General features: G+C 71.0%; 21 protein-coding genes. 15 read left to right on the top strand and 6 right to left on the bottom strand.

The features are described 5' to 3' along the window. Positions 1-112: 112 nt before the first annotated feature. Positions 113-1,321, bottom strand: coding sequence for a winged helix-turn-helix domain-containing protein (locus ACEXQC_RS05325; protein WP_374819238.1), 1,209 nt, complete (start codon positions 1,319-1,321; stop codon positions 113-115). Between the two features lie 187 nt (positions 1,322-1,508). Between ACEXQC_RS05325 and ACEXQC_RS05320 the strand changes: the two genes are divergently transcribed. The 9 genes from ACEXQC_RS05320 to ACEXQC_RS05280 all read left to right on the top strand — a co-directional run bounded on the left by ACEXQC_RS05320 (position 1,509) and on the right by ACEXQC_RS05280 (position 10,769). Continuing rightward, the gene (locus tag ACEXQC_RS05320; RefSeq protein WP_374819236.1) at positions 1,509-2,663 is read left to right on the top strand and encodes an ABC transporter substrate-binding protein; all 1,155 of its coding nucleotides are present in this window, start codon (positions 1,509-1,511) and stop codon (positions 2,661-2,663) included. A gap of 35 nt (positions 2,664-2,698) precedes the next feature. Continuing rightward, positions 2,699-3,589, top strand: coding sequence for an ABC transporter permease (locus ACEXQC_RS05315; RefSeq protein ID WP_374820135.1), 891 nt, complete (start codon positions 2,699-2,701; stop codon positions 3,587-3,589). Next, entirely contained in the window at positions 3,586-4,455 is an 870-nt protein-coding gene (locus ACEXQC_RS05310; RefSeq protein WP_374819234.1) for an ABC transporter permease, read from the top strand. Before ACEXQC_RS05315 ends, ACEXQC_RS05310 begins: the two co-directional genes overlap by 4 nt. After that, complete coding sequence (locus tag ACEXQC_RS05305) at positions 4,452-5,537, top strand: ABC transporter ATP-binding protein (protein WP_374819232.1); 1,086 nt, start codon at positions 4,452-4,454, stop codon at positions 5,535-5,537. Before ACEXQC_RS05310 ends, ACEXQC_RS05305 begins: the two co-directional genes overlap by 4 nt. A 44-nt stretch (positions 5,538-5,581) precedes the next feature. Further along, positions 5,582-6,808 carry an AI-2E family transporter gene (locus tag ACEXQC_RS05300; protein ID WP_374819230.1) on the top strand — a complete coding sequence of 409 codons (1,227 nt, stop codon included), beginning with the start codon at positions 5,582-5,584 and terminating at the stop codon, positions 6,806-6,808. Then, a complete protein-coding gene (ilvA, locus tag ACEXQC_RS05295; RefSeq protein WP_374819228.1) occupies positions 6,801-8,090 on the top strand; it encodes a threonine ammonia-lyase in 1,290 nt (429 codons plus the stop codon). The genes ACEXQC_RS05300 and ilvA overlap by 8 nt, the downstream gene beginning before the upstream one ends. Before the next feature lie 71 nt (positions 8,091-8,161). Beyond that, a complete protein-coding gene (locus ACEXQC_RS05290; protein ID WP_374820133.1) occupies positions 8,162-9,229 on the top strand; it encodes an NAD-dependent epimerase/dehydratase family protein in 1,068 nt (355 codons plus the stop codon). Then, positions 9,226-10,005 (top strand): glycosyltransferase family 2 protein, encoded by a 780-nt coding sequence (locus tag ACEXQC_RS05285; protein WP_374819226.1) that lies wholly within the window; start codon positions 9,226-9,228, stop codon positions 10,003-10,005. The genes ACEXQC_RS05290 and ACEXQC_RS05285 overlap by 4 nt, the downstream gene beginning before the upstream one ends. Before the next feature lie 110 nt (positions 10,006-10,115). Further along, positions 10,116-10,769, top strand: a complete 654-nt coding sequence (locus tag ACEXQC_RS05280; protein WP_374819225.1) for a TIGR04282 family arsenosugar biosynthesis glycosyltransferase — start codon at positions 10,116-10,118, stop codon at positions 10,767-10,769. A gap of 38 nt (positions 10,770-10,807) precedes the next feature. Here ACEXQC_RS05280 and ACEXQC_RS05275 read toward each other — a convergent pair whose 3' ends face one another. Next, on the bottom strand, positions 10,808-11,248 hold the full coding sequence (locus ACEXQC_RS05275; protein ID WP_374819223.1) for a hypothetical protein: 441 nt from the start codon (positions 11,246-11,248) through the stop codon (positions 10,808-10,810). Continuing rightward, positions 11,245-12,456, bottom strand: a complete 1,212-nt coding sequence (locus tag ACEXQC_RS05270) for a molybdopterin-dependent oxidoreductase (RefSeq protein ID WP_374819221.1) — start codon at positions 12,454-12,456, stop codon at positions 11,245-11,247. Before ACEXQC_RS05270 ends, ACEXQC_RS05275 begins: the two co-directional genes overlap by 4 nt. 166 nt (positions 12,457-12,622) lie before the next feature. On the opposite strand from ACEXQC_RS05270, the gene ACEXQC_RS05265 reads away from it, so the two are divergent. The 4 genes from ACEXQC_RS05265 to ACEXQC_RS05250 all read left to right on the top strand — a co-directional run bounded on the left by ACEXQC_RS05265 (position 12,623) and on the right by ACEXQC_RS05250 (position 17,162). Continuing rightward, positions 12,623-13,228: an RNA polymerase sigma factor gene (locus tag ACEXQC_RS05265; protein ID WP_374819219.1), complete on the top strand. Its 606-nt coding sequence runs from the start codon at positions 12,623-12,625 to the stop codon at positions 13,226-13,228. Then, the gene (locus ACEXQC_RS05260) at positions 13,225-14,127 is read left to right on the top strand and encodes a hypothetical protein (RefSeq protein WP_374819217.1); all 903 of its coding nucleotides are present in this window, start codon (positions 13,225-13,227) and stop codon (positions 14,125-14,127) included. Before ACEXQC_RS05265 ends, ACEXQC_RS05260 begins: the two co-directional genes overlap by 4 nt. 121 nt (positions 14,128-14,248) lie before the next feature. Further along, complete coding sequence (locus tag ACEXQC_RS05255; protein WP_374819215.1) at positions 14,249-15,733, top strand: glycosyltransferase family 87 protein; 1,485 nt, start codon at positions 14,249-14,251, stop codon at positions 15,731-15,733. After that, a complete protein-coding gene (locus tag ACEXQC_RS05250; RefSeq protein WP_374819213.1) occupies positions 15,717-17,162 on the top strand; it encodes a glycosyltransferase family 39 protein in 1,446 nt (481 codons plus the stop codon). The genes ACEXQC_RS05255 and ACEXQC_RS05250 overlap by 17 nt, the downstream gene beginning before the upstream one ends. On the opposite strand, the gene greA is transcribed toward ACEXQC_RS05250, so the two are convergent. Together greA and ACEXQC_RS05240 are read right to left on the bottom strand one after the other, a co-directional pair. Further along, a complete protein-coding gene (gene greA, locus ACEXQC_RS05245) occupies positions 17,159-17,647 on the bottom strand; it encodes a transcription elongation factor GreA (RefSeq protein WP_374819211.1) in 489 nt (162 codons plus the stop codon). The two genes, ACEXQC_RS05250 and greA, sit on opposite strands and share 4 nt — an antisense overlap. A 9-nt stretch (positions 17,648-17,656) precedes the next feature. Next, positions 17,657-18,082, bottom strand: coding sequence for a DUF4307 domain-containing protein (locus tag ACEXQC_RS05240; protein ID WP_374819210.1), 426 nt, complete (start codon positions 18,080-18,082; stop codon positions 17,657-17,659). Between the two features lie 84 nt (positions 18,083-18,166). Between ACEXQC_RS05240 and mca the strand changes: the two genes are divergently transcribed. Both mca and ACEXQC_RS05230 read left to right on the top strand, forming a co-directional pair. Further along, a complete protein-coding gene (mca, locus tag ACEXQC_RS05235) occupies positions 18,167-19,039 on the top strand; it encodes a mycothiol conjugate amidase Mca (protein ID WP_374819208.1) in 873 nt (290 codons plus the stop codon). Beyond that, a complete protein-coding gene (locus ACEXQC_RS05230; RefSeq protein WP_374819206.1) occupies positions 19,036-19,392 on the top strand; it encodes a hypothetical protein in 357 nt (118 codons plus the stop codon). The genes mca and ACEXQC_RS05230 overlap by 4 nt, the downstream gene beginning before the upstream one ends. Here the strand turns inward: ACEXQC_RS05230 and trhA are convergent. Then, on the bottom strand, positions 19,318-20,064 hold the full coding sequence (gene trhA / locus ACEXQC_RS05225) for a PAQR family membrane homeostasis protein TrhA (RefSeq protein WP_374819204.1): 747 nt from the start codon (positions 20,062-20,064) through the stop codon (positions 19,318-19,320). The two genes, ACEXQC_RS05230 and trhA, sit on opposite strands and share 75 nt — an antisense overlap. Between the last annotated feature and the right edge of the window lie 4 nt (positions 20,065-20,068).

Here is a 20,068-nt window from a genome sequence, read left to right as displayed (position 1 = left end):
CGCGCCGCCGCCTCTGCGGCGCGGGGGGCATGTTCGGGCGCCGTCGCTACGCGGCGACGTCCTCACCTTGGGTCGGGTGGGAGGGCCCTGTTGCGTCGGGGATGGGCGGGCGTCACTGTGATTTCAGTTCGGCGGCCAGGGCTGCTGCGAGGGTGCCTCTGCCTGTGATGTGGATGGGGCCCGGGAGGTTCTGCCAGGCGGCTGCTGTGCGGAGGAGGGCGGCTATGCGGGGGATGTCGTCGGGGTGGAGGTTGGGCTCGGCCCAGGCCGACTGCACGCGCAGCACTCCCGCCTGGCGGTCGCTCTTGAGGTCGATGCGGGCCGGGATGCGGTCGTCGATGAGCACGGGCAGCGTGTAGTAGCCGAACACCCGCTTGGGCTCGGGTGTGTAGATCTCGATGCGGTAGTGGAAGTCGAAGAGCCGCTCGGTGCGCGAACGCTCCCACACCACCGGGTCGAACGGCGAGAGCAGCGCCGCCGCCTCGAGCCTCCTGGGCCGTCGCGCGTCGCGGTGCAGCCAGGCCGGCTTCGCCCACCCGTCGACGGCGACCGGGATGAGCTCGCCCTCCTCCTCGAGGGCCTGGATGGCCGGCAGGGCGTCGACCGTCTTGAGCCGGAAGTAGTCGGCCAGATCCTTCACCGTGCCGATCCCGTGAGCGCGCGCCGAGATCGACATCAGCTGCCGGATCGCCTCCGGCCGCGGCACCTCCACGCCGAGCACCGAGTCCGGCAGCGCCTGCTCGGGCAGCGCGTAGACACGCTCGAAGCGCACCCGCCCCGCCGAGACCACGTCTCCCGTGCGGAACATCGTCTCGAGCCCCCGCTTGACCTCCGACCAGCCCCACCAGGGGCCCTGCCTGCGGTTCGACTCGTGCTCGATCTCGCTCGCGCGCATCGGCCCCTTGGCGGCGAGCTCGGCCCGCAGCCACCCGATCATGGCCTCGGCGGCCGGGTCGGAACCGCCGCTCGCGGCCCGAGCGGCGTACCAGTCGCGGTACTCCTGCTTGCGCCACCCCAGGAGCGGCAGCGTCTCGATCGGCAGGAACGACGCCTCGTGCGCCCAGTACTCGGTGACCGACCTGCCGTAGGTGAGCCGGTCGAGCAGCGCCTTGTCGAAGTGCCCCAGGCGCGCGAAGACGGGCTGGTAGTGGCTGCGTTCATAGACGTTCACCGAATCGATCTGCAGCAGCCCCAGGCGTCGCAGCAGCAGGCCGAACTGGCGCGTTCCGGGGGTTCCCGGCGTGCTGCCGGGTGCCGCGCCGAAGCCCTGCGCGGCGAGGGCCACGCGCCGGGCCAGCGCGGCGGAGATGCTGTCGACCATGGTCCATGACCCTACCCGGGGCCTCCGACACCCCCGGCGCCCGGCCCCGCGGATCCCGACATCGGTCGTTCACACCCGGTTCACGGAGCCGACGGATGTGCGCCCCACAGCCTCCCTAGTCTGCTCGTGTCGGCGCACCGGCACCGCAACTGCCCGCTCACAGCGCGGGCGGCCGGCGGCCGACATCATGGAGGAACACGTGCTCACCAAGCGCATCGCGACCACGGGCCTAGCCGTCGTCGCAGCTCTCGCCCTCGGCCTCACCGGCTGCTCGGCCGAGGCCACCGCCGGCGATTCCACCGACGGCGCGGCCGTCGACGCCGCCACCGCCACGAGCCTCGCCGACTTCGGCTCGCTCGAGGCCCTCGAAGAGGCCGCCAAGGCCGAAGGCGCCCTCAACGTCATCGCGCTGCCGCGCGACTGGGCGAACTACGGCGCCGTGCTCGACGCCTTCGCCGAGAAGTACCCCGAGATCACCATCAACGAGGCCAGCCCCGACGCCTCGAGCGCCGAGGAGATCCAGGCCGCCGAGAACCTCGCGGGTCAGGACACCGCACCCGACGTCTTCGACCTCGGTGCCGCCGTCGCACTCGCCAACACCGACCAGTTCGCTCCCTACAAGGTCGAGACCTGGGACGACATCCCGGATGCGCTCAAGGAGCAGTCCGGCCTCTGGGTCGGCGACTACGGCGGATACATGGCCATCGGCTACGACCCCGACGCCGTCCCCGCCCCCGAGAGCCTCGAGGACCTGCTCGGCGCCGACTACAAGGGCAAGGTCGCCATCAACGGCGACCCGACCCAGGCCGGTGCGGCCTTCGCCGCCGTGGGCCTCGCCGCCGTGCAGAACGGTGGATCGGTCGACGACTTCCAGGCCGGGATCGACTTCTTCTCCGAGCTCAACAAGGCCGGCAACTTCGTGAAGATCGACCCGACGCCCGCCACCATCGCGAGCGGCGAGACCCCCGTGGTCTTCGACTGGGACTACCTCAACGTGGGCTACGGAGCCGACCTCGAGGGCCAGCGCAACTGGGAGGTCGCCATCCTCCCGGGCACCGGCTACGCGGGCTACTACAACCAGGCCGTGAACGTGGATGCGCCCAACCCGGCCGCCGCGCGCCTGTGGCAGGAGTTCCTCTACAGCGACGAGGCGCAGAACCTGTGGCTCGCCGGAGGCGCCCGCCCCGTGCGCGCCGACGCCATGGCCGAGGCCGGCACCATCGACGAGGAGCTCTTCTCGGCTCTGCCCGAGACCCCCGACGAGACCGTCGTGCCCGACGCCGCGCAGGCCGAGGCGGCCTCGACGCTGCTCGGTGAGAAGTGGGCGGCCGCGGTCCAGTGACCGACGAACGCATCCTGAGCCCCGGGTCGGCAGGCATCCTGCCGACCCGGGGTTCGGGTGCGCCCCGGAGGGGGCGCTCCCTCATCTCCGGCAGTGTGCTCGGCCTCGTGCCTTTCGCCGCCTACATCCTGCTCTTCCTCGCGCTGCCCACCGTGCTGGCGCTGCTCACGGGCCTCGTCGACGGCGACGGCGCCTTCACGTTCACCAACCTCGCGGCCCTCGGCGACCCCGTGGTGCTCAACACCTTCGGCAACTCGCTCTGGCTCTCGGCCCTCACCGCCGTGGTGGGCGCGGTGCTCGGCGCCCTGTTCTGCTACGCCCTCATCGGCGCGAAGCCCACGGGTGCGCTGCGCTCGATCGTGGATGCGGCGAGCGGCGTGCTCGCCCAGTTCGGTGGTGTCATGCTCGCCTTCGCCTTCGTGGCGACCATCGGCATCCAGGGCATGATCACGATCTACCTGAAGGACACCTTCGGCCTCGACATCTTCGCCGACGGCGTGTGGCTCTACGACACCCCGGGGCTGATCCTGCCCTACATCTACTTCCAGGTGCCGCTCATGATCATCACGTTCCTGCCGGCCCTCGAGAGCCTCAAACCGCAGTGGGCCGAAGCGAACGCCATGCTGGGCGGCGGCATCCTGAGCTACTGGCGGCATATCGGCGCCCCCGTGCTGCTGCCGTCGTTCCTCGGCTGCCTGCTGCTGCTCTTCGCCAACGCCTTCTCCTCGTTCGCCACCGCGGCGGCCCTCACGAGCCAGGGCTCGCAGATCGTGCCGCTGCAGATCCGCGCGGCGCTCACGAGCGAGACCGTGCTCGGTCGCGAGAACCTCGCCGGCGCCCTCGCGCTCGGCATGATCGTGGTCATGGTCGTCGTGATGACCCTCTACTCGCTCCTCATGCGCCGCGCGGCGAGGTGGCAGCGATGAGCGCCGGTTCCTCGCTGAAGACCGGCAGCACCGCCAAGACCGGCCGCACGCTCCCGACCGTGCACCCCGGGCCCTCGCGGCTCACCAGGTGGATCATCGTCGCCGTCATCGGCGGCCTCTTCCTCGTGCCCATCGGCGCCATGCTCGAGTTCACGCTGCGGCGCGGCCTCGAGGGCGGCTACGACTTCGCCCGCTGGGCGGAGCTCTTCGGCGGAGGCGGGCTCACGGGCGAGTACAAGCCCATCCTCACCGGCCTCACCAACTCGCTCGTGCTCGCGGTCGTCACAGTCATCGTGATGCTCGTGCTCCTCGTGCCCACCATGGTGCTCGTGCGCATCCGCTTCCCCGGCCTGCAGCGGGTGCTCGAGTTCGTCTGCCTGCTGCCCATCACCATCCCGGCCATCGTGCTCGTGGTGGGCCTCGCCCCCGTCTACTCGGTCGTGGCGAAGATCTTCGGATCGGGTGTCTGGCCGCTCTCGTTCGCCTACGGGATCCTCGTGCTGCCCTACGCCTACCGCGCCATCCAGGCGAACCTGCAGGCCATCGACGTCGTGACGCTCAGCGAGGCCGCGCGATCCCTGGGAGCGGGCTGGCTCACCATCCTGCTGCGCGTCGTGGTGCCCAACATCCGCCGCGGCCTGCTCGCGGCCTCGTTCATCTCGGTGGCCGTGGTGCTCGGCGAGTACACGATCGCGGCGCTGCTCAACCGCGTGAACCTGCAGACCTCGCTCGTGATCGTCTCGAAGGCCGATCCGTTCGTGGCCATCATCTTCGCCCTGCTCGCGCTGGCCTTCGCCTTCGTGCTGCTCGTGGGCATCGGATTCATCGGCGCGGGACCGCGCACTCAGAAGAAGGCACGCGCATGACGACGACACTCACTCCCACCGCACAGACCGGCACCGGGCCCGAGACGGGAGCCCGCGTGGAGCTCCGCGCCATCGAGAAGGAGTTCCCGGGCGGCCACCGCGGCCTCGACGGCATCGACCTCGTGATCGAGCCCGGCGAGTTCGTGGCTCTGCTGGGGCCGAGCGGATGCGGCAAGACCACGGCACTCCGGGTGCTCGCGGGCCTCGAGTCCGCCACCGGGGGAGAGGTGCTCATCGACGGCAGCGACGTCTCCGGTGTGCCGGCGAGGCGCCGCGACATCGGCATGGTGTTCCAGTCGTACTCGCTGTTCCCGCACATGACGGCGCTCGCCAACGTGGAGTTCGGGCTGCGGATGCGCAAGGTGCCCGCGGCCTCCCGGCGCTCGCGAGCGGCCGACGCCCTCGAGATGGTGGGCCTCGGCGGCTTCGGTGCTCGCTTCGCCCACGAGCTCTCCGGCGGTCAGCAGCAGCGCGTAGCGCTCGCCCGCGCGCTCGTCACAGAGCCTCGCGTGCTGCTGCTCGACGAGCCGCTCTCGGCGCTCGACGCCCGGGTGCGGGTGCAGCTGCGCGACGAGATCCGCCGCATCCAGCGCGAGTTCGGCATCACGACCCTCTTCGTCACGCACGACCAGGAGGAGGCGCTCGCGGTGGCCGACCGGGTCGCCGTCATGCGCGCGGGCCGCATCGAGCAGATCGGATCTCCCGAGGAGCTCTACGGTCGCGCGGCCACGGCCTTCGTGGCCGAGTTCGTGGGGCAGAGCAACCGGTTGCCCGGGGTCGTCGCGGGCGGCGAGGTGCAGCTCGAGGGCGGCGTGCGGCTGCCGCTCATCGACCAGGCGGCACCAGACGGTGATGTGGTGGCGTTCGTGCGCCCCGAGGATCTGCGTTTCGGCGACTCCGGCCTGCCGGTCGAGGTGGTCTCCACGAGCTTCCTCGGCTCGTTCCGGCGCACCTCGGTGGCGCTCGAGGACGGCACCGTGATCGCCGTGCAGCACGCCGCGGGCTTCGTGCCCGAGATCGACTCGAGCCTGCTGCTGCAGTTCGCGGGCGCCCCGGTCGCGGTCGAGCGCCGGGAGCTGTGACGCGCATGCGAGCGGGCGCATACAAGCGCTCCTAGACTTGGCTCATGTCTCCGTTCGGGCGGTTGCGCCATGGTGCGCCGAAGTCTCCGTCCCCCGCGCCTCGGGCCGGCGAGGTGCGGGCTGAGCGGGCCTCGGCCCCGGCCGTGACGCCGGACCCGCAGAGCACCGTTCCTCTCAACACCGTGCCGGCCGGCATGCAGATCGCCGGTGCCTGGTCGTGGCGCATCCTCGTGGTGCTCGGTGTGCTCGCCGCCCTCGGCTTCCTCATCATCCAGCTGCGGCTGCTCGTCATCCCGCTCATGGTGGCGGTCGTGCTCTCGGCGCTGCTCGTGCCGTTCAAGAACTTCCTCGTGCGGCACCACTGGCCCAAGGGGCTCGCCGTGGCCGCGGCCGAGGTGGGCACGCTCGTGGTGGTGGCCGGCCTCATCTTCCTCGTCGTCACCCAGGTCACCTCGGGCTTCGACGACCTGCGCTCGCAGACCATGAACTCCTACAACGACCTCAAGCTGCTGCTCGCCGAGTCGCCGCTGCAGGTCTCGGAGACCGAGTTCAACGACTACGTGGCCCAGGCCTGGGCCATGCTGCAGCAGGACGGTCAGGCGCTGCTCTCGGGGGCCGCCGCGGTGGGGTCGAGCATCGGCCACGTGCTCGCGGGAGTGCTGCTCACCCTGTTCTCGACGCTCTTCATCCTCATCGACGGCGAGCGCATCTGGACCTGGATCGTGCGCCTGTTCCCGCGCAAGGCCCGCTCGGCCACCGATGGCGCCGGGCGAGCCGGCTGGGCCACGCTGCAGAACTTCGTGAAGGTGCAGATCCTCGTGGCGTCGATCGACGCGGTGGGCATCGGCGTGGGGGCGGCCATCCTCGGGGTGCCGCTCGCCATCCCCATCGCGGTGCTCGTGTTCCTCGGGTCGTTCATCCCCATCATCGGTGCGGTGCTCACGGGCGCCGTGGCCGTCTTCATCGCCCTCGTCTACAACGGCTGGGTGATCGCCCTCATCATGCTCGGCATCGTGCTGCTCGTGCAGCAAATCGAGGGCCACGTGCTGCAGCCGCTCGTCATGGGCACCGCCGTGAAGGTGCACCCCCTCGCCGTGGTGCTCGCGGTGGCGGGCGGATCGATGGTGGCCGGCATCGCGGGCGCCTTCTTCGCCGTGCCGCTCGTCGCCACCCTCAACGCCATGGTCAAGTACGTCGCCGAGGGCACGTGGCGGCAGTCCGCCGCCGAGCGCGCCCTCACACCACCGAAGGATCCCCTCACCGATGTCTGAGCCCACCAGCCTCACCTACCCGCCCACGGAGCCGAGCGCGCCCCTCGCCGATGAGGGCTTCGCCGGGCCCTCCCTGCCCGAGATCGAGGCCGCCCGCCTCCGCGTGGCCAAGGCCGCGCAGGTCACGCCCATGGAGAGCTCGCGCTTCCTCGCCGACATCATCGGCTCGCCCGTGTTCATGAAGTGCGAGAACCTGCAGCGCACGGGCTCGTACAAGATCCGCGGTGCGTACAACCGCATCTCCAACCTCACCGACGAGGAGAAGGCCCGCGGCGTCGTGGCGGCCTCGGCCGGCAACCACGCGCAGGGCGTGGCCTTCGCAGCACGCGAGCTCGGCATCAAGGCCACCATCTTCATGCCCGTCGGTGTGCCGCTGCCGAAGCTCCAGGCCACGCGCCACTACGGCGCCGACGTCATCCTGCGCGGCCACTCCGTGGAGGAGGCGCTGCGCGCGGCCGCCGAGTTCTCGCAGGCCACCGGTTCCGTGATCATCCCGCCGTTTGACCACATCGACGTGGTGATGGGGCAGGCCACCCTCGGTCTCGAGATCCTCGACCAGGTTCCGGATGCCGACACGATCGTCGTGCCCATCGGCGGCGGCGGGCTCATCTCGGGCATCGCGAGCGCCGTGAAGCAGCGGGCCGCCGTGGAGGGCAGGTCCATCCGCGTCATCGGGGTGCAGGCCGCCAACGCCGCGGCCTATCCGCCCTCGCTCGCGGCCGGAGAGCCCCTCGAGATCGTGACGTCGCCCACGATCGCCGACGGCATCCAGGTCTCGAAGCCCGGCATCCTCAACTTCAGCATCATCAGCGAGCTCGTCGACGAGGTGGTCACGGTCACCGAGGCCGACACCGCGCGGGCGCTGCTGATGCTGCTCGAGCGCGCCAAGCAGGTCGTGGAGCCCGCCGGCGCGGTGGGCGTCGCGGCGATGCTCTCGGGGCAGGTCACAGACGCAGGCAAGACCGTGGTGGTGCTCTCGGGGGGCAACATCGATCCGCTGCTCATGCAGCGCGTCATCAGCCACGGGCTGGCCGCCTCCGAGCGCTACCTCAAGCTGCGCATCATGCTGCCCGACCGCCCCGGCCAGCTGGCCCGCACCGCCGAGCTCGTGGCCGAGGCCAACGCGAACGTGGTGGAGGTGCAGCACACGCGGCACGGCAAGGGGCTGCAGATCAGCCAGGTCGAGCTCGTGCTGCACATCGAGACCAGGGGTCCGGATCACCGCGAGCTGGTGATCGCCAAGCTCCGCGACGCGGGCTACGAACTGCGCATCGAGCAGTGACGGGCGCAGGTTCGGCCGGTGTCGGTGCCGGTGCCGGTACCGGGACTGGTTCTGGTGCCGGTGCGCCCGGTCTGCTCCTTGTGACCGGTGGGGCCGGGTTCATCGGCCGCGAGGTGGTGCAGGCGGCGTTGGCCGGCGGCTGGAGCGTGCGTGTGCTCGACTCGCTGCGGGCCGACGTGCACGGCGCCTCGGCGACTCCGGCATCATCCGGTGTGCCCGCGGGCGTCGAGTTCGTGCACGCCGACGTGCGCGACGACGAGGCCGTGCGATCGGCCCTCGCAGGCGTCGACGCCGTGTGCCACCAGGCGGGCAAGGTGGGGCTCGGCGTGGACTTCTACGACGCCGCCGACTACGTGGCCTCCAACGAGCTCGGCACCGCCATGCTGCTCACCGAGATGACGAGGGCCGGGATCGCCGACTACGTCTTCGCCTCCTCCATGGTGGTCTACGGCGAGGGCGCCTACCGCTCGAGCCGCGGCCGGGTGCGGCCCCTGCCGCGGGCTCAGGCCGATCTCGACGCGGGGCGCTTCGAGCCGCTCGACCCGGAGACGGGGGAGCCGCTCGAGCCCGAGTTCATCGCCGAGTCCGAGCCGCTCGATCCGCGCAACGTCTACGCCGGCACCAAGCTCGGCCAGGAGCACCTCGCGGCCTCGTGGGCGCGATCGACGGGCGGCCGGGCGATCGGGCTGCGCTACCACAACGTCTACGGGCCCGGGATGCCGCAGAACACGCCCTACGCGGGGGTGGCCTCGCTGTTCCGATCGGCACTCGCGAGGGGTGAGGCGCCGCGGGTGTTCGAAGACGGCGGGCAGCGCCGCGACTTCGTGCACGTGCGCGACGTGGCGGGCGCGAACCTGGCCGCGGTGTCCGGGGTGAGCGCGCAGCCCTCCGGCACCTTCCGCGCGTTCAACGTGGGCAGCGGTGTGGTGCACACGATCGGCGACATGGCCGCAGCGCTCGCTCGCGCGGCAGGCGGGCCCTCGCCCGTGGTCACGGGGGAGTACCGGCTCGGCGACGTGCGGCACATCACCGCGTCGTCGGCGCTCATCCGCGACGAGCTCGGCTGGAGCGCCGGCATCGACTTCGAGGAGGGCATGCGCGAGTTCGCGGCGGCCCCCCTCCGTGCGGCCGTCCGATGACCGCCGCCGACGGCGCAGTCCCCTCAGCCGGCGCTCCGGCGCTCGTCGATGTGGTGCTGCCGTGCCTCAACGAGGAGCGGGCGCTGCCGTGGGTGCTCTCGCGCCTGCCCGAGGGGTACCGGGGCATCGTTGTCGACAACGGCTCCACCGACGACTCGGCGGCCGTGGCCCGCAAGGCCGGTGCCACGGTGGTCTCGGAGTCGCGCCGCGGCTTCGGTGCCGCCGCGCACGCGGGGCTGCTCGCGGCCACCGCTCCCATCGTCGCCTTCTGCGACGCCGACGCCTCCATGGATCCCGCGCAGCTGCCCGAGCTCGTAGCGCTGCTCGCCTCCGCTCCCGGCGGCGCTCGGCCAGGCGGATCCGATGGCGTTCAGCATGGCGGGTCGGCTGGCGCCTCTGGCGAGGCCGACCTCGTGCTCGGCAGGCGGCGTCCCACTCGGCGCGGGGCGTGGCCGCTGCACGCGCGGTTCGCCAACCGGGCGCTCGCGTTCCTCATCCATCGCCGGGCCGGCATCCGGCTGAGCGACCTCGGACCGCTCCGGGTCGCGCGCCGCGAGCCGCTCGTGGCGCTCGGGCTGGAGGACAGGCGGAGCGGCTACCCGCTCGAGATGCTGCTGCGCGCGCACTCGGCGGGCTGGCGCATCGTGGAGATCGACGCGCCCTACTCGCCGCGCGTGGGCCGTTCGAAGGTCACGGGCACCCTCAAGGGCACGATCACCGCCATCAAGGACATGTCGGCCCTCCTCCGCGACGAACGGGCACGAACCCCTCGCTGAGTGAAGGCCGAGTGAACGCCCGGTGGCAAGGGGGTGCGCAATCCGCGGCGGGTTCTCCTCCGAACACGTAGGGTGAGGCGCAATCGCGGCTCCGAACCTTGGAGGTCTCCTTGCTCACGATCGTCGTCATCGCCAAGGAATGCGTCGCCGGCCGGGTCAAGACCCGGCTCCACCCGCCGCTCTCGCTCGAGCAGGCCGCCGAGGTGGCCGCTGCGAGCCTTGCAGACACCCTCACGCTCGTCTCCTCGCTGCCCGCCACCCGTCGGGTGATCGCCTTCGGCGGCAGCCTGCTGCCCCCCGAGGCGAAGGGCTTCGAGATCGTGCAGCAGGTGGAGGGCGATCTCGACGTGCGCCTCGGTGCGGTCTTCGACGAGATCGACGGACCGATGCTGCTCATCGGCATGGACACCCCCCAACTCACCCGCGCGCACGTCGACGCGGTGCTCGAGGCCTGGGGCCCCGACGACGGTTCGGCCACCGCTCCCGACGCCTTCTTCGGCCCGGCGAGCGATGGCGGCTGGTGGGGACTCGCCATGCGCGAGCCCATCGGCGACGTGCTGCGCGGCGTGCCCATGTCGCGCGACGACACGGGAGCGCTGCAGCTCGCGAGCCTCAGCGCCGCGGGCCTCACCGTGGGGTTCCTGCCCGAGGTCAACGACGTCGACACGTACCACGACGCGCTCGAGGTGGCGGCCCTGGCCCCCAGCACGCGCTTCGCGCGCACCGTCGCCGCCCTCGCCGTCCCGGCGTTCGCCTCCCACTGAGCGCCCTCACCGCCCGCTGAGCCCAGTCGACGGGGCCCCTAGGGGCGGATGGTCGCGGGGCGGCGGGGGACCGCTCGCACGTACACGATGCAGGCCACGGCGGTGAGCACCGCCGTCACGATCCAGAACAGCGCCAGGTTGGCGCCGTAGTCGAGCGGCAGCACCGTGTCGTTCTTCGGCCCCAGGGTCTGGGCGTACAGCTCGGGCAGCACGAGCAGGCTCATGATCGCGCCGACCACCACGCCCACCTGGATGATCACCACGACCGCGAGCCGCACCCGGCGCCCCGTGCGCCGCATGAGCACGTCCACGCCGAGCAGCGCGGGTGAGAGCACGGCGTCGTGCAGCACGATCGCGCCGACGATCCAGATGCCGACGCCCACGATCTGCGCGGGTCGCACCTCGGTGACCATCACGACGGCGCCCACGGCCAGGCCGAGGAGTCCGATGGCGAGCAGCACGATCCGGGCGATCTTCACGACGCCACCTCCAGAGAACTCAGCCACTTGGTCTGCAGCACCCCGGGCCGGCCGGGTGCGATCACCCGAGCCGGATACCCGTGCTGGATGTCGAGGGTGCCGCCGTTGAGCTCGAGCGCCACGAGGGTGAGATCGTCGCCCACGTACTCGGGCCCCATCTCGGTGGTGCGGTAGCCGCCGCGCTCCTCGAGGCTGTTCACGGTGAGCCGCTTGTCGCTCGGCGCGCCGGCCGCCTCGAGCAGGTCGCGCATCCGCACGCCCTTCCAGGTGGCCATCTGGCTCCAGCCCTCCACGCACGCGATCGGCAGATCGACCTGGGTCTGGGGGAGGGCGAGCAGCTGCGCGCGGGTGAAGGTGGCCACCGTGCCCGCGGCCATGACCGAGAGCACCCAGTCCGCCGCCATCGCCGACTCCGTGACCTTCGCCGCCTCGGCCGTGCGGTTGATCGGCACCCCCTGCGGCCCGATGTCCTTCTGCCGGGGGCCGAAGAGGTTGAGCGGCTTGAGAGCTGCGAACGACTGCCCGGCGGTGAGCGCCATCACGGCCACGGTGGAGACGCCGACGGCGGTGAAGAACCCGCGGCGGCTGAGAGCGGGCTCGGGGGAGGGGGTGTGGTCGATCCACCGCATCACGCGCCCGGTCACGCCATGCGTGGGGGTCTCGTCGACGGCGGGCGGCACGTCGTCCTCCTCCGGCACCCGCCGCGACCAGTTGCGCGCGATGATCGGCAGCTTCACGGCGATGTGGATGGCGAGCGACCCGATGATCACGAACGACAGCGCCCAGTGCACCTGCTTGAAGTTGAACGGGAACGGGTACCACTGGTAGGTGTTGAGCAGCCCGATCACGATCTGCACGAGCGAGGCGCCCACGAACAGCGCGATCGAGGCGCGCTCGAGCAGGTGCACGGGGCCCTTCAGCGCGGGCGTCTGGAAGAGCTGCGGGTAGACCACGTAGAGCTTGCCGAGAAGCAGGGGGAAGCAGGCGATGCCGGCCACGATGTGGGTGCCCTGCGTCACCTGGTAGAGCTGGGGCCAGGTCGCGAAGCGCATCCAGGGCAGCGGATCCTGCAGGAAGTGGCTGTAGAGCCCGGTGCCGAAGCACACGAGGAAGGCCAGAGCGAGCAGCCGCCCGATCACCACGGCGGACCGGGCGTCGCGCACGGGGGACGACAGCGAGCGGCGCATCCCGTTCAGCAGTCGTCGCATGTGCTCATCCAACCCTCTCGCGCCACCACCGGCGCGCTCATCCCGCACACCGTCTTCGGCGCGCCGCCCCATTTCGGTGGGTGCCCATCGCGTGGAGTGCGATGTCGAGACCGAACGGGGCCGCCTGTCCCCGTGTGCGCGATGCCGGACATACCAGGATGTGAGCATGGATTCCGGGGACGAGACCGACGACGTGGTGTGGGCACGCTGCCTCGAGGGGGACGGCGAGGCGATCGCCGTGATCTTCGATCGGCACGAGCGCAGACTCTTCCGAGCGGCGCTGCGCGATGCGCCGTCGCCGCACGAGGCCGAGGACATCGTGGCCACGGTGTTCCTCGAGCTCTGGCGGCTGCGGGCGAAGGTGAGGCTGGTCGATGCCTCTCTGCTGCCGTGGCTGCTCGTGACGACCGCGAACGTCTCGAGGAACGCCTCGCGCAGCCGTCGGCGGCATCGCAACCTGCTGGCCAAGCTGCCTCCGGATCCGCCCGTGGCGGACGCCGGCGAGGTGGCACTCGACAACATCGCCGCGCTCCACCTGGAACGCCGGATCGCCCTCGCCTTGCGCGACCTCAGGCCGGCCGACCGGCAGATCCTCCTGCTGACCGCGGTCGAGGGCTTCTCGCTGGCGCAGAGCGCCGCGGCCCTCGGCATCACCCAGCACGCCGCCAAAGCGCGGCTCACCCGGGCGCGGCACCGCGCCAGAGACCTTCTGTCCGAGGAGGCGCCTCTCGCGCGGCCCGGCGGATTCGAGTTCGAGGAGACCCCCGCATGAGCATCCCTGAGTTCGACCCGGGCCGTCGTGCCGCCTTCCGACGTCTTCTGGTGGAGTCGGTGACCGCGGCTGCACCCCGTCGCCGTTCTCCGTGGACGGGGATCGCGGTCTTCGCGGCGGCCGGCCTTCTCGCGGGCGGCGCCGTCACCGCGGCCTCGGCCTCGTTCGAGCCCGACGTCGTCGTGAGCGCTGGGCCGCCCGTCGATCTCGAGGCGGGCCTGCGGGGAATCCCCGCCCCGGAGGGCATCTCGCCCGGTTCGCCCGTCATCTCCCTGCGGGGACCGAGCGAGACGTTCCAGGTCGGGGCCGACGGCTCGTCACCGCACCCCGCTCCGGCTGGTTCGGGCTGGACGGCGATCGTGCAGCTCGACCCCCCGGAGGGAGCGACGCACGTGCGCGTCTCCTACACCTGCGTGACGCCCGGAACCGTGCGCTTCGGCCAGGATCCCGGGGGCAACAACGGTTCGAGCTCGTGCACGGAGACCGACATCGCGTCGATCTCCACGGGCTCCAGCCCCGGGTCATACAGGGACCACGACCTCGCCGACGGGGGCACGATCTACATCGACTCGGATCCGGGCGTCGTCTCGCTGTTCACCCTGCAGTTCGTCACCCACATCGAGACGGCCTGGGGTGTCAACGAGGCGGGGGAGACCTTCGGCAACTACAAGGAGGACGCGGGCGAGGCCGACCTGATGTCGGCCACGGCCACGAACGGCGCGCGCGGCTACATCCGCAGGACCGAACTGAGTTTCGTCGACGGCTCGACGGCGATGGAGGGCTTCACCAGCCCAGAGGATGCTCTGAAGTGGCAGGAGGCCACCGCGGGGAAGTCCTACAGCATCCCGGTCTACGAGTCCGATGGGGTCACGGTGATCGGAGAGTTCCGAGTGGGGTGAGTGCACCAATCGGATCACGGTGTGGTCGCGAACCACCTGGCGTCACCCGAGGCCCATCTCGCCGGGGCATCCTTGACTGAGTACCGGGTCGTCGACTCGGCGAGCGAATGTGAGCCCCTCCATGGTCAGATCGATCCTCACCGCCCTCGCGGTGCTGGCTCTCGCTGCCGTCGTGGGCTACCAGAGCGCCGCCCTCGAGCTGTTCTCCCGCACCGAGAGCCCCACGCTCGTGGCCACCACCGCGCTCGCGTGGGTGCTGCTCGCCGTGGCGTTCGTGCTGCTGCGCCGGGTGCCGCGCGCGCACGTGCTGCCGCTGCTGATCTCCGGATCGCTCGTCATCGGCGGGGCCGCCCTGCTCGGCCCGCCGAACACGAGCACCGACTCGGCCCGCTATGCGTGGGACGGCATCGTGGCGGGTGCCGGCCTCTCGCCGTACGACCACGTGCCGGTGGCCGACGAGCTCGCCGACCTGCGCGTGCCGTGGCTCATCGCCGAACCCGACGCGCTGACCGCCGAGGGCAAGGCCGTGTGCGAGCAGGTGCGGGTCTACGGCACCACGTCGGTGCCCGGAGGCGATCCGCTGTGCACGTCGATCAACCGGCCCCACGTGCCCACCATCTACCCGCCGCTCGCCGAGCTCTACTTCGCCGCGGTGCGGCTGCCCGTGGCCGACACGGTGGAGTACGCGCCGTTCCAGGTAGGCGGGCTGCTCATCTCGCTCGGCGTCACGGCGATGCTCATCGTGGCGCTGCGACGACGGGCCGCAGCAACGGGGAGCGGCAGTGAGGCGCTCGCGGTGGGCGGCGCGGCGGACTCGCGGGCCACCGCCCCCGCCGACCTCACCTGGGTGGCGCTCTGGGCCTGGTCGCCGTTCGTGGCCTCCGAGGCCATCACCAACTCGCACGTCGATGCGCTCGGTGTGCTCCTGGCTCTCGCGGCGAGCCTCCTCATCGCCTCCGGCCGTCGGGTCTGGGGCGGCATCGCCCTGGGCGCCGCCATCGCCACCAAGCTCATCCCCGTGATCGTGGCACCCCCGCTGCTGAAGCGCCGCCCGTTCACGGTCATCCTCGTGTCGATCGCCACGTTCGCAGCGCTCTACGTGCCCTACGTGGTGCTCTCCGGCCCCGAGGTCATCGGCTACCTCCCCGGCTACCTGAGCGAGGAGGGCTACGAAGACGGATCGCGCTTCGCGCTGCTCTCGCTCGTGCTGCCGGGCAACCTCGCGCTCGTCGCCGCCCTCGTGATCGTGGCGGTCGTGGCCGGCTTGTGCTGGTGGAAGGCGGATCCGACGGCTCCCTGGGTCGCCCAGCTCGTGCTCATCGGCACGGTGCTCGTGGTGCTCAGCCCCCGGTACTCCTGGTACGCCCTGCTGCTCGTGCCCTTCGTGGTGCTCAGCCGGCGGTGGGAGTGGTTGGCGATCCCGCTCGCGCTCACAGTGCGGCTGCTCGTGCCCTCGCTCACGGTGTCGCGCGTGGCGCTCGCCGTGGCCGTGGTGATCGTGGTCGCCGGCTGGTGGATCCGGCGCCGCCGCGCGCTCGCCCACTCCGAGCCCCCACCACCCGTGTCGGTGCCCATGTCGGGAGGCGGTCGTGCCGAGACGGGCTGATGCGACGCTCGTGGGCGTGCTCGGGTTCGTGGTCTCGTTCCTCGGATCGTGGATCCCCTCCATCTGGTACGACGAGGCCGCCACCATCGCCTCCGCCACCCGCAGCTGGGCCTCGCTCGGGCGCATGGTCGAGAGCGTCGACGCGGTGCACGCGGTCTACTACGCCGTGCTGCACCTCTGGTTCGACCTCGTGGGCTACGACCCCGTCACCCTGCGACTGCCGAGCGCGGTGTTCGCGGGCGTCGCCGCCGCGCTCACCGTGCTGCTCGCGGCACGGCTGCTCGGCAGCCGACGGCTCGGACTGCTCGCCGGTGTCGTGCTGATCGTGCTGCCGCGCTTCACCTGGGCGGGCGGCGAGGGCCGCTCCTACGCGCTCACCATGCTGCTCGCGGTCGGCCTCACGCTCGCGTTCCTCGCCGCCACCGGGCCGAGCGCGCGCTGGTGGAGGTGGCTGGTCTACGGCGCCCTCGCGGTGCTGTCGACCGCCGTGTTCCTCTACCTCGCCCTCATCGTGGCGGCCCACGCCGTCACGATCGTGGTGAGGTGGATCGCCCGACGCGACACGAGGGAGCTCCTCGGCTTCGGCATCACGGCAGTGGGGGTGGTGCTCGCGAGCCTGCCGATCATCGTGGCGGTGGTGGGCCAGTCCGGCCAGCTCAGCTGGGTGGCGCCGGTGGATCAGGAGACGTGGCGGGGAGTGTTCCTCACCCAGTTCTTCCCCAAGAACCCCGCGTTCGCCGTGGCCGCATGGGCGCTCATGGCGCTCGGCTTCGCGGCGCTGCTGCTGCGCCGTCCGCTCCGGAGCGTGGTGGCCGTGCTGGTGCCGTGGCTCGTGGTGCCCACGATCGCCATCATGGCCGCCTCCGTGCTCATCACGCCCCTCTACTCACCGCGGTACCTCACCTTCGCGCTGCCGGCCGTCGCGATCGCCATCGCCGCCGCGCCGATGCTGGTGCCCAACCTCCGCGCCCGCGCGGTCGTCGCGGTGTCGATCATGACGCTCCTCGTGGTGCTCGCGGTGCCGTCCTACCTCGGGCAGCGCACACCGGAGGCGAAGCAGGGCGCGAGCTGGTCGCAGGGCGCGGGAGATGTGGCCCGCATCGACCGCGGCGAGCCCACGGCCCTCGTCTTCGGCAGCATCGCCTACCACCCGGGCGCGACAGCGCGCGTGATCGAGTACGCCTACCCCGAGGCCTTCCGCGGGTTCGACGACGTGGCGCTCACCGTGCCCCTCGAGGAGTCGCCGGATCTCTGGGAGAAGGCCGATCCGATCGACGCCCCGCTGCTCGAGGGCTACGACCGGGCGGTGCTCGTGACGAGCGGGCGCCAGCGCGTGCAGAACGAGGAGTCCATCACGCGGGCCGGGTTCCGCGAGGTCGACCGCTGGTACTCCGCCAACCTCGTGGTGGTGCTCTACGAGCGGATCTAGCCCTCGAACGTCTCGACGTTCGTGACCTCGACCGTGATGTCGCGGCCGTTGGGTGCGGTGTAGGTGGTCTTCTCGCCGATCTTGAGACCCAGCACGGCGGTGCCGAGAGGGCTCTGCTCGCTGTAGACGTCGAGGTCGGCGTTGCCCGCGATCTCGCGGCTGCCGAGAAGGAAGCGCTCCTCGCCACCGGCCACGACCGCGGTCACGACCACACCGGGCTCCACGACGCCGTGGCTCACGGGCGTCTCGCCCACCTGAGCGGTGCGCAGCAACTGCGTGAGCTGACGGATGCGCGCCTCGATCTTTCCCTGCTCGTCCTTGGCGGCGTGGTAGCCGCCGTTCTCCTTGAGGTCGCCCTCTTCGCGAGCGGCCTCGATGCGCTTGGCGATCTCGAGGCGGGCGGGGCCGCTGAGCTGCTCGAGCTCGTTCGACAGTCGGTCGTGTGCCTCCTGCGTGAGCCAGGTGACCTGGGTGTCTTCAGCCATTGCGAAAGACTATTCGAGCCAGCAGTCGTAAATCAAACCCGTCGTGGCCAGCTCGCTCGTGCGCACGACCTCGGTGTAGGAGCGCGTGGCGACGTCGGCGGGGGGCACCTCGATGACCTTCCACCCCACCACCGCGAACTTCTCGCTGAGCGCCTGAACGGCGCAGAGCGCGCCCTCGCCGCGCGGGATCGTGACGTCGAAGCTCACCTCCACGCTGTGCTCGTCGAGCACGCTGTGCGCGGTGTCCTGCGTGTCGATGGTGGCGTTCGTGCCGTCGAGTCCTGCCCACACCACCCAGGCCACGAGCACCACGGCCACCGCCGAGCCGGCGATCCAGGCGAACAGCTTGGCGCGGAACCGACGGGTCGGCGTGCGGCCGTAGCGCTCCTCGAGCAGGCGGTCGGTGCTCGCGTCACTGCTCACGTCGGTGCTCACGCGGTGTTCTCCCGGTTCGAGACGATTAGTCTGGGTGCTGGTCCTGATTCCAGGCTAATCGCTTTCCATGAGAGGTTGAGACCGGTGACGCTGCGCCTCCTGGCCGTTCACGCCCACCCCGACGACGAGTCGAGCAAGGGAGCTGCGACCTACGCGTACTACCTCGACCGCGGTGCCGAGGTCATGATCGTCAGCTGCACCGGTGGTGAGCGCGGTTCGGTGCTCAACGAGGCTCTCGAGCCGCGCATCTGGGCCGAGCGCGACATCGCCGGCTTGCGGCGGGTCGAGATGGCGGCCGCGCAGGCCGCCGTGGGCTTCGAGCACCGGTGGCTCGGCTACCACGACTCGGGCTGGGTCGAGCCCGACTCGGGTGACGCGCTGCCCGCGAACTCCTTCGGTTCCATCCCCGTCGAGATCTCCGCGCAGCCGCTCGTCAAGATCATCCGGGAGTACCGGCCGCACGTGCTCATCACCTACGACGAGATCGGCGGGTACCCGCATCCCGACCACATCCGCACCCACGAGGTGTCGATGAGGGCCTGGGAGCTCGCCGCCGACGAGTCCGCCCATCCGGAGCTCGGGCCGGCCTGGGCCGTCTCCAAGCTCTACTACGACCGCACCATGAACCCCTCCCGCTTCGAGGCGGTCTTCGACTACCTCACGCGTGAGCACCCCGAGCACGCCCTGCTCACCACGCTCACCGAGATGCGCGGCTGGCTCGACGGCAAGAAGGATCTCTCCACGGTGCGGATCCCGGCCGGCTCCTTCTTCTCGGTGCGCGACGCGGCCCTGCGGGCGCACGCCAGCCAGGTCGCGCCCGACCACCCCTTCTTCTTCTGGCCCAACGATGTGCTGCAGAGCGCCTGGCCCTACGAGGACTACCAGCTGGTGCAGTCACGGGTCGCCGCCGTGGAGGCGGAATCCGACCTGTTCGACGGCATCGAGGACACCGAATGACCTTCAGCTCGCTCACCACCGTTCTCGTCTCCGCGGCCGTCGCCGCCGAGGAGAACACCCCCGACCCTGACACCGTCACCCCGGGCGTCGTGGGCTTCATCGCCACGTTCTTCGTGGCGGGCGTCACGGTGCTGCTCGTGATCGACATGGTGCGACGCGTGCGGCGGGTCAACTACCGGGCGCAGGTGCGGGAGCAGCTCGAGGCCGAGGTGGCCGCGCGGGATGGGGCGGGCGCTGGCGGAGCCGTCGGCGCCGCTGGGGCCCCCGAGCCCGCCGGGTCAGCCGTTGAAGGGCGGGTCGACCGCGAGGAGAAGGATGGCGGTCCAGTGGCAGAGGAACGCCACGACCGTTAGCGTGTGGAACACCTCGTGGAAGCCGAACTTCCCGGGGAAGAAGTTGGGCCTCTTGAGCGCGTAGGCGATCGCTCCCAGCGTGTAGGCGAGTCCGCCGACGGCCACGAGGATCATCGACAGGGCGTTGACGTTCAGGATGTCGACGAGGTACGCCACGGCTGCCCAGCCGAGCGCCAGATAGAGGATGACGTAGAGCCAGCGCGGCGCGCCGATCCAGAACACCCGGAAGCCGATTCCCAGGATCGCGCCCGCCCACACGACCGCCAGCAGCAGCGTGCCCTTCTCGGGCGGCAGCGCGAGCACCGCGATGGGTGTGTAGGTGCCTGCGATGAGCAGGAAGATGTTGGCGTGGTCGATGCGCTTGAGCAGCAGCTTGGCCTTGGGCTTCCAATCGAAGCGGTGGTAGAGCGCCGAGTTGCCGAAGAGCAGCATCGAGGTGAGGGTGAACACCACGCTCGCCCACTTGGCCGCCGCGCCCTCGGCCAGCACGATGAGCACGATGCCCGCCACGATGGTGAAGGGGAACGTGCCCGCGTGGATCCAGCCTCGCCAGGTGGGCTTCTGCTCGGCGGTCGAATTCTCGATCTCGTCGTCGAGCAGCGGCACGTTGGGGAGGTCGGGACCGCCGTCGGCGGTGGTGTCGGCAGCGGCAGGTTTCTCGGGTGCAGCCATGTGC

Origin of the sequence: Herbiconiux liukaitaii, assembly GCF_041927495.1 — a bacterium.
Classification (GTDB): domain Bacteria; phylum Actinomycetota; class Actinomycetes; order Actinomycetales; family Microbacteriaceae; genus Herbiconiux; species Herbiconiux liukaitaii.
The sequence above is the reverse complement of the archived record's forward strand: the minus strand, read 5'-3'. Positions and strand labels throughout refer to the sequence as shown.